8 protein-coding genes are annotated in these 7,513 nt (G+C 72.0%); 4 read left to right on the forward strand and 4 right to left on the reverse strand.

Annotation, left to right across the window (positions count from 1 at the left end; all coding sequences use genetic code 11):
- The first annotated feature begins 1 nt into the window (after position 1).
- Together M8542_RS46765 and M8542_RS46770 are read left to right on the forward strand one after the other, a co-directional pair.
- Positions 2-574 (forward strand): hypothetical protein, encoded by a 573-nt coding sequence (locus tag M8542_RS46765; protein WP_257926883.1) that lies wholly within the window; start codon positions 2-4, stop codon positions 572-574.
- A complete protein-coding gene (locus M8542_RS46770; protein WP_257926884.1) occupies positions 575-3,880 on the forward strand; it encodes an error-prone DNA polymerase in 3,306 nt (1,101 codons plus the stop codon).
- Here M8542_RS46770 and M8542_RS46775 read toward each other — a convergent pair.
- From M8542_RS46775 to M8542_RS46785, 3 genes are read right to left on the reverse strand one after another with little or no spacing between them, the layout of a single operon-like run.
- Positions 3,873-4,589 (reverse strand): class I SAM-dependent methyltransferase, encoded by a 717-nt coding sequence (locus tag M8542_RS46775; protein WP_257926885.1) that lies wholly within the window; start codon positions 4,587-4,589, stop codon positions 3,873-3,875. The two genes, M8542_RS46770 and M8542_RS46775, sit on opposite strands and share 8 nt — an antisense overlap.
- A gap of 4 nt (positions 4,590-4,593) precedes the next feature.
- On the reverse strand, positions 4,594-5,016 hold the full coding sequence (locus M8542_RS46780; protein WP_257926886.1) for an acyl-CoA thioesterase: 423 nt from the start codon (positions 5,014-5,016) through the stop codon (positions 4,594-4,596).
- Positions 4,985-5,803: a helix-turn-helix domain-containing protein gene (locus M8542_RS46785; RefSeq protein ID WP_257926887.1), complete on the reverse strand. Its 819-nt coding sequence runs from the start codon at positions 5,801-5,803 to the stop codon at positions 4,985-4,987. Before M8542_RS46785 ends, M8542_RS46780 begins: the two co-directional genes overlap by 32 nt.
- A gap of 73 nt (positions 5,804-5,876) precedes the next feature.
- Between M8542_RS46785 and M8542_RS46790 the strand changes: the two genes are divergently transcribed.
- Complete coding sequence (locus M8542_RS46790) at positions 5,877-6,344, forward strand: VOC family protein (RefSeq protein ID WP_257926888.1); 468 nt, start codon at positions 5,877-5,879, stop codon at positions 6,342-6,344.
- Positions 6,345-6,366: 22 nt separating this feature from the next.
- Positions 6,367-6,954: a pentapeptide repeat-containing protein gene (locus M8542_RS46795; RefSeq protein WP_257926889.1), complete on the forward strand. Its 588-nt coding sequence runs from the start codon at positions 6,367-6,369 to the stop codon at positions 6,952-6,954.
- A 46-nt stretch (positions 6,955-7,000) separates the two neighbouring features.
- Here the strand turns inward: M8542_RS46795 and M8542_RS46800 are convergent.
- Positions 7,001-7,513, reverse strand: a 513-nt coding sequence (locus tag M8542_RS46800; RefSeq protein ID WP_257926890.1) for a TNT domain-containing protein, incomplete at its 5' end; no start/stop codon positions are given.

Here is a 7,513-nt window from a genome sequence, read left to right on the forward strand (position 1 = left end):
CATGGACGAGGACTACGCACGCAAGCTCCGGGCCTGGCTCCGCGCCGAACCGGGGGCAACACCCCGCCGCACCGACGAGGAACGCCAGTGGCTACGCGACGTCCCGGCACCCCAGCCGGACCCGGACCGCTGGACGGTCCGCGGCCGCTTACCGGAGCCACCGCCCGCGGACGACGACTGGGTGTGCCCGGTGATCGCGCTGCCGGTGCCGCGCCGCTCGGAGGAGAACGGTTGCCGCATGAGCGATGCCGAGGTCAGGAGCCGCCGGAACCACCCGTCGGCGTGGCCGCGTGGGGAGACGCGGCCGCTGAGCGATGCCGAGGCTCGCAGCTGCCGGGACCATCCGTCGGCGTGGCCGCGCGACGCCGCCGAGCCGCAGCCGCGCCCGCTGAGCGAAGCCGAAGTCCGCAGCCGCCGCAACCACCCCTCGGCAACCCCGCGCGAGGAACCCGCCCCACCACGCCCGCTCACCGAAGCCGAAGCCCGCAGCCGCTGGAACCACCCCACCAACTGGCACCGCCGCCGCCGGCAAGCCGAAAACCCCGAAACCCCCGGAAACCCCGAGGACCGCTGAATGGGCTGGAACAACCCACCCGTCCCCTGGAAGGACCTCGCCCGCACCCTCGCCGGCGGCCTGCCACCCGGCGACCACGGTGACAGCCCCGCCTGGAGCCGGCACCGCGAGACCTACCGCCGCCCCGAAGACCTCCCGCCGCGGCGCAATGACGATGGCGGTGAGGCCGTCCGCGTCCCCTACGCCGAGCTGCACTGCCACTCCAACTTCAGCTTCCTCGACGGCGCCAGCCACCCCGAGGAGCTCGTCGAAGAAGCCGCGCGCCTGCAGCTCGACGCCATCGCCCTCACCGACCACGACGGCATGTACGGCGTCGTCCGCTTCGCCGAGGCCGCGCGGGAGCTCGGCGTCAACACCGTCTTCGGCACCGAGCTCAGCTTCGGGCTCAGCAGCCCGCAGAACGGCGTCGCCGACCCCGAAGGCGAACACCTCCTGCTGCTCGCCCGCGGCGACCAGGGCTACCGCGCCCTCTGCCGGGCCATCACCGCCGGCCAGATCCACCACGACGCCGAAAAAGGCCGGCCCCGCTATGACCTCGGCGCCGTCGCCGAGGAGGTCGCCGGGCAATGCGTGGTGCTGACGGGCTGCCGCAAGGGCGCGGTCCGCTCCGCCCTCGTCACGCACGGCCCGGCGGCCGCCGCGGAGGAACTGCGGAAGCTCAAAGACCTGTTCGGCGAAGACCACGTCTACGTCGAGCTCACCGACCACCGGCAGCCGCTCGACAGCACGCACAACGACCTCCTGACGCAGCTCGCCGAAGACCTGGGTCTCCCGACCGTCGCCACCACCGCCGCGCACTACGCCCGTCCCGAACGCGCCCGCCTCGCCGACGCCCTCGCCGCGATCCGCGCCCGGCGGGGCATCGACGAGCTCGAGGGCTGGCTCCCCGCCGCCGGCGCCGCGTTCCTGCGCTCCGGAACCGAAATGGACGCCATGTTCCGGCGCTACCCGGGTGCGGTGCGACGCAGTGCGTTGCTGGGTATGGAATGCGCATTCCCGCTGAAGCTGATCGCGCCGAAACTGCCGCCGTTCGACGTCCCCGGTGGCGAATCCGAAGCGGTCTACCTCCGGAAGCTGACCGAAGAAGGCGTGCAGGAGCGCTTCGCCGGCAAGCCGCACGAAGACAAAGCCAAGGCGCAGATCCAGCACGAGCTCGGCATCATCGAGCAGCTCGGCTTCCCCGGCTACTTCCTGATCGTCTGGGACATCGTCCGCTTCTGCAACGACCACGACATCCTCTGCCAGGGTCGCGGCTCGGCCGCGAACTCCGCCGTCTGCTACGCGCTCGGCATCACGAAGGTCGACTCCGTCGCCAACGGCCTGCTGTTCGAGCGCTTCCTCGCCCCGGACCGCGACGGCTACCCGGACATCGACCTCGACATCGAGTCCGACCGCCGCGAAGAAGCCATCCAGTACGTCTTCAAGAAACACGGCCGCCTGAGAACCGCGCAGGTCGCGAACGTGATCACCTACCGCGCCCGGTCCGCGGTCCGCGACGCCGCCCGCGCGCTCGGCTACTCACCGGGCCAGCAGGACGCCTGGAGCAAGCAGATCGACCGCTGGGGTGCGTTGCGCAGCACCGAAAAGGACCACGACCACGACATCCCGGACGAAGTCATCCAGCTCGCGTTCGCCCTCGAGGACTTCCCGCGCCATCTCGGCATCCACTCCGGCGGCATGGTCATGTGCCAGGAGCCGGTGAGCCAGGTCGTGCCGGTCGAGTGGGCGCGGATGGAAAACCGCAGCGTCATCCAGTGGGAGAAGGAAGACTGCGCGGCCGCCGGGCTCGTCAAGTTCGACCTGCTCGGCCTCGGCATGCTCTCGGCGCTGCACTACATGCTCGACCTCGTCGAGGAGCACAAGGGCGAGAAGATCGACCTCGCCGAGCTCGACCTCACCGACGAGAACATCTACGACATGCTCTGCCGTGCCGACGCGATCGGCGTGTTCCAGGTCGAAAGCCGTGCGCAGCTGGCCACCTTGCCCCGCCTCAAACCCGACAAGTTCTACGACCTCGCCGTCGAAGTCGCGCTGATCCGGCCGGGTCCGATCCAGGGCGGCTCGGTGCACCCGTACATCCGCCGCAAGCAGGGCGTCGAGGAGTGGGACTACGACCACCCGCTGCTGGCGACGGCCCTGGAGAAAACCCTTGGCGTGCCGCTGTTCCAGGAACAGATGATGCAGATCGCGCTGGACGTCGCGAACTTCACCGCGGCGGAGGCCGACCAGCTGCGGCACGCCATGGGGTCGAAGCGGTCGGACCGGAAGATGGACCGGCTCCGGCAGCGGTTCCTCGAAGGCGCCACCGCGAACGGCGTCGAAGAAGAGCTCGCGAAGAAGATCTTCTTGAAGCTCAAGGCGTTCGCGAACTTCGGCTTCCCGGAGAGCCACGCGCTGAGCTTCGCGCACCTGGTGTTTTCCAGTGCCTACTTCAAGTTCTACCACCCGGACGCGTTCCTGGCGGGCCTGCTGCGCGCCCAGCCGATGGGGTTCTACTCGCCGCAGTCGCTGATCGCCGACGCGCGGCGCCACGGCGTCACCGTGCACGGCCCGGACATCAACCGCAGCCTGCCGCACGCCACGCTGGAACCGTTGCCGGACAACGGACACGCCGTGCGCACCGGGCTGAGCACGGTCCGGCTGATCGGCGAGGAGCTCGCGAAGACGATCGTCGCGGAGCGGCAGGAGAACGGCGAGTTCACCGACATGGCCGACGTCGCGCGCCGCGTGCGGTTGAAGACCCCGCAGATCGAGGCGCTGGCCACCGCGGGCGCGTTCGCCGGCTTCGGCGGCGACCGCCGTCAGGCGCTGTGGACCGCGGGCGCCGTCGCGGGGGAGCGCCCGGAGAAGCTGCCGGGCCTGGTCGGCACGCAGGCCCCGGTGCTGCCGGGCATGGACGGCCTCGACATCGCGGCGGCGGACGTCTGGGCGACCGGCGTCTCCCCGGACACGTTCCCGACGGAGTTCATCCGCGACCGCCTCGACGCGCTGGGCGTCGTCCCGGCGAGCGGGCTGGCCGGCCTCGAAGACGGCGCCCGGGTGCTGATCGGCGGAGCGGTGACCCACCGCCAGCGCCCGGCGACGGCGGGCGGGGTCACGTTCCTCAACATCGAGGACGAGACGGGGATGGTCAACGTGATCTGCACGCTCGGGCTGTGGCAGCGCTACCACCGCGTGGCGCGGGCGAGCCCGTCGCTGCTGATCCGCGGAGTGGTGGAGAAGGCCGACGGCGTGGTCAGCGTCCTGGCCGACCGGGTCGAGGCACTGCCGATGCGCATCAAGGCGAAGTCGCGGGACTTCAGGTGAGGCGCGCGATCGTGATGATCTCGGGGCTCGCCTCGGTCACCGGGGTGCGGTCCCAGTAACCGTACTGCTCCGCCACGACCAGCCCGGCCTCCTCGAGGAAGCCGGAAAGTGTTGGCACGTCGAGAAACCGGAGCGTGCTCTCGCTGTAGCGCGGCGCGTCCCAGTCCGGGCTCTCGTACGTCGTCGTGAAGCTGACGCACCCGTTCTCGAACGGGCCGGTGTCGTTCCACGACCGCACCGAACCGGTTTCCCACACGGTTCCCGGTGTCCAGCGCTCCCAAGCGCGGGCGGCGGGGTTGCGGGTTTCGAAGCCGAACCGGCCGCCGGGGCGCAGGGCGCGCCGGACCGCCGCGAACGCCGTCCGCAGCTCCTCGTCGGTGAGCAGCACCTGGAACGCGTGCCCGGTCATCACGGCGAAGTCGAACTCGCCGCGCCAGGAGACGGTCGACAAGTCGCCGTGCACCCACTCGACGTCGTCGCGGCGGCGGGCCTGGGCGAGCATGCCCGCGGCGGGGTCGAGCCCGACGAGCCGTCCGGTGTGGCCGGACTCGCGCGCCCAGTGCAGCAGCGAGCCCGTCCCGCAGCCGACGTCCAGCACGGACTCGGCCGCCATGAGCATCGGCTGGTAGAACGCGAAGTCCCCGGACCGCGGGTTCAGCGCGTCGTACAGCGCGGCGAGGTCATGATCGGCGAACTGGTGGTCGGGCATGCCGTCACGGTAGTGCCAGGCCCAGCAACTCCGGCCGCGCCGCCAGCTCCCGCCAGTACCGCCCCGGATCGGCGACCAGCCGGCGACGGTCCAGGTCCAGCAACCCCGACACCGAAGACACCGAAGCGACCAAAGTCCCGTCCGGCGCGACGAACTCCTGCTCCACCCGCGAAGTCTTCCCCGCACCCCACTTGAACTCGCAGCTGACCGAAACCTCGCCCTGCGCGACCAGCTCGCGGTGGAACCGGACCGTCGTCTCCAGGTTGACCGGGCCGATCCGGCGGGCGCTCAGCTCGGCCAGGTCGATGCCGGCCGCCTGCACGCACGACCAGCGTGCGTGGTCGGCGTAGGCGAGGTACGCCGGGCCGCGGACGTGGCCGTTCGCGTCGATGTCGTCACAGCGGACCGCGATCGTGACTCGGAACATGCCGTCGATCGTGGCTCGGCGGGCCGGGTGGTGTCTGGAACTTTTCGGCCACCCGCACCAGCGCCGCCGGGGACGAACCGGCCAGCCGACGGCATTCGCGGCCCAGGTGGGACTGGTCGGCGTACCCCAGCTCGGCCGCGACGCGCGCCAGCGACGTCCGGCCGGCAGCGAGTGGCTCCAGCCGGCGCAGGAACCGCTGGAACCGCCGCACCCGATGCAGCTGCTTCGGCCCGGCGCCGACCGCGTGCACGAAGTGCCGCCGCAACGCGCGTTCGCTGATTCCCACCGCGACCTCGGACGTCCGAGTGGCCGTGCCCAGAGCGTGGACCGCCGCCAGCACCCGCCGGTCCGGAGCCGCCCTTCGCCGCGCGACGAGCGCTTCGAGGATCCCGCGCTGCGCCTCGGGATCCGACGACGCGAGCTGTTCTTCGGCGCGACGCGCGTCCGCGCCCCACAGCTCTTCGAGCCGGGTCACCGGGGGCAGCGCCGGCATGGCCGTGCCGAGCACCGCGGCCGCGGCCCCGCACCGCAGCCGCACGCCGACCCGCGAGGCGGCCGCCGGGACCCACAGCCGCAGCGGGGCGCCGACGGTGACGACCAGGGTGAGCGCGACGCCGTCCCAGACGAGGTCCGCGCAACCGTCCGGCAGCACGCGCAGCGGCCGCGCCCAGCCGGTGTCGCCGTGCCAGCCGCAGGCCAGCACGTCCGCCAGCGCCGGCGGCGGCGCCACCTCGCGGTACGCCGACCGCGCCCTGGCGACCGCCAGCGGGCGCAACGGAACTCCCATGACTTCAGTATGCAGCGGCCAAGAACTGGCCTATATCGCCGTTACCTTCGGCAGCACCAACGAAGGAGGAACCATGGTCAACCCCGTTCCCGACGGCTACACGACGGTCACCCCGTGGCTCATCGGCCGCGACACCGCCGCTCTGATCGACTTCCTCGAGCGGGCCTTCGACGCCGAAGAAATCGCCCGGGTCGTCGGCGAGGACGGCAAGATCGGGCACGCGGAGGTCCGCGTCGGCGACGCGGTCGTGATGGCCTTCGACTCGCCCGACGGCTGGGCCGACACCCCGGCCTTCCTGCGGCTCTACGTGCCCGACAGCGAGGAGACCCAGCGGCGCGCGATCGCGGCCGGCGCCACCGAGGTGACCCGCCAGACGGTGCTGTTCTTCGGCGACCGCGTCGGCCGCGTGCGCGACCCGTTCGGCAACCTCTGGTGGATCCAGACGCGGCTGGAGGACCTGGACGAGGCCGAGCTGGCGCGTCGCGCGCAGCTGCCCGAGTACGTCGAGGCGATGAACTACGTCCAGGGCGTGCGGCTCTGATCGGATGTGGCACCCTGGGCCCGTGCTGGAGACCGGGGAGGACTACCGCGAAGCGGGGTTGTCGGGGCAGTGGTGGGAAAAGCGGCGGTTCACCGGCTGCGACTTCACCGGCGCGGACCTGAGCGGGCTGCGGACCCGCGGCTGCACCTTCGACGACTGCGTGTTCAGCCGGGCCGACCTCTCACGCTCGCGCCACGACGCCTCGGCGTTCCGCTCGTGCACCTTCGAGCGGACCGTGCTGGCCGAGAGCCGCTGGACGTCGTGCTCGCTGCTCGGGACGTCGTTCACCGACAGCGGGTTCGTCGGGATCGCGCTCACCGAATGCGACCTCTCGCTGGCGTCCTTCGCGAAGGCGCGGCTGCGCAAGCTCGGGCTGTCCGGCCTGCGCTTGCGTGAAGCGAACCTGATGGAGGCCGATCTCTCCGGCGCCGACCTGCGCGGCAGCGACCTGACCGGCGCCCGGCTGCAGGGCGCGAAGTTCGAAGGCGCCGACCTGCGTGGCGCCCGGCTCGACGCGAACGCGCTGGTGCAGGCCAACCTTCGCGGGGCCGAAGTCGACGTCGAGACAGCCATCGCCTTCGCCGCCGCGCACGGGCTCGTCGTCCGCTGAACCGACGGAGACCGGCCGCCGAAGCCGCCGGTCTCCGCGGTGAACCTCAGTCGATCGGCGGTTCGCCCGGGTCGAGCTCGATCAGGTCGCCCTCGGCGAGCAGCTCCTCGATCGACGTCGGCAGCAGGTACGCCGACCCGCCGCCCGGCTGGTTGAACCACGGGATCGCGACGCCGGCGAGCGTCTCCAGCGGCCGCTGCACCCGGTAGACGTGGTACGGGCGGTTGATCCACTCCGGCACCAGCGACCGCTCGGCGAACGGCGTGCCCGCCGCGTACGTCAGGTTGCCGTTCGGGCCGCCGAAGCGGTCCAGCTCGCTGCCCGCGGGCAGCTCGCGCAGCTCCTTGCCGCGGAACAACGTCAGCGGCGGCTCACCGGCCATCGGCGAGATCGGCCACTGCTGCTGGCCACCGCCACCGCCACCACCACCGCCGTTGACGGCGGCCGGTCGGGCCGGCTCCTCGCGCCGTGGCGGCGCGGGGGGCGCCGGCGGCGGCACCGGCGGAGCGCCCTGGGGCACCGCCGGGGCGAGCACGGTCGGCGCCGCCTGCGGCGGTTC

The sequence above is a fragment of the Amycolatopsis iheyensis genome, from assembly GCF_024703995.1.
Lineage (GTDB): Bacteria > Actinomycetota > Actinomycetes > Mycobacteriales > Pseudonocardiaceae > Amycolatopsis > Amycolatopsis iheyensis.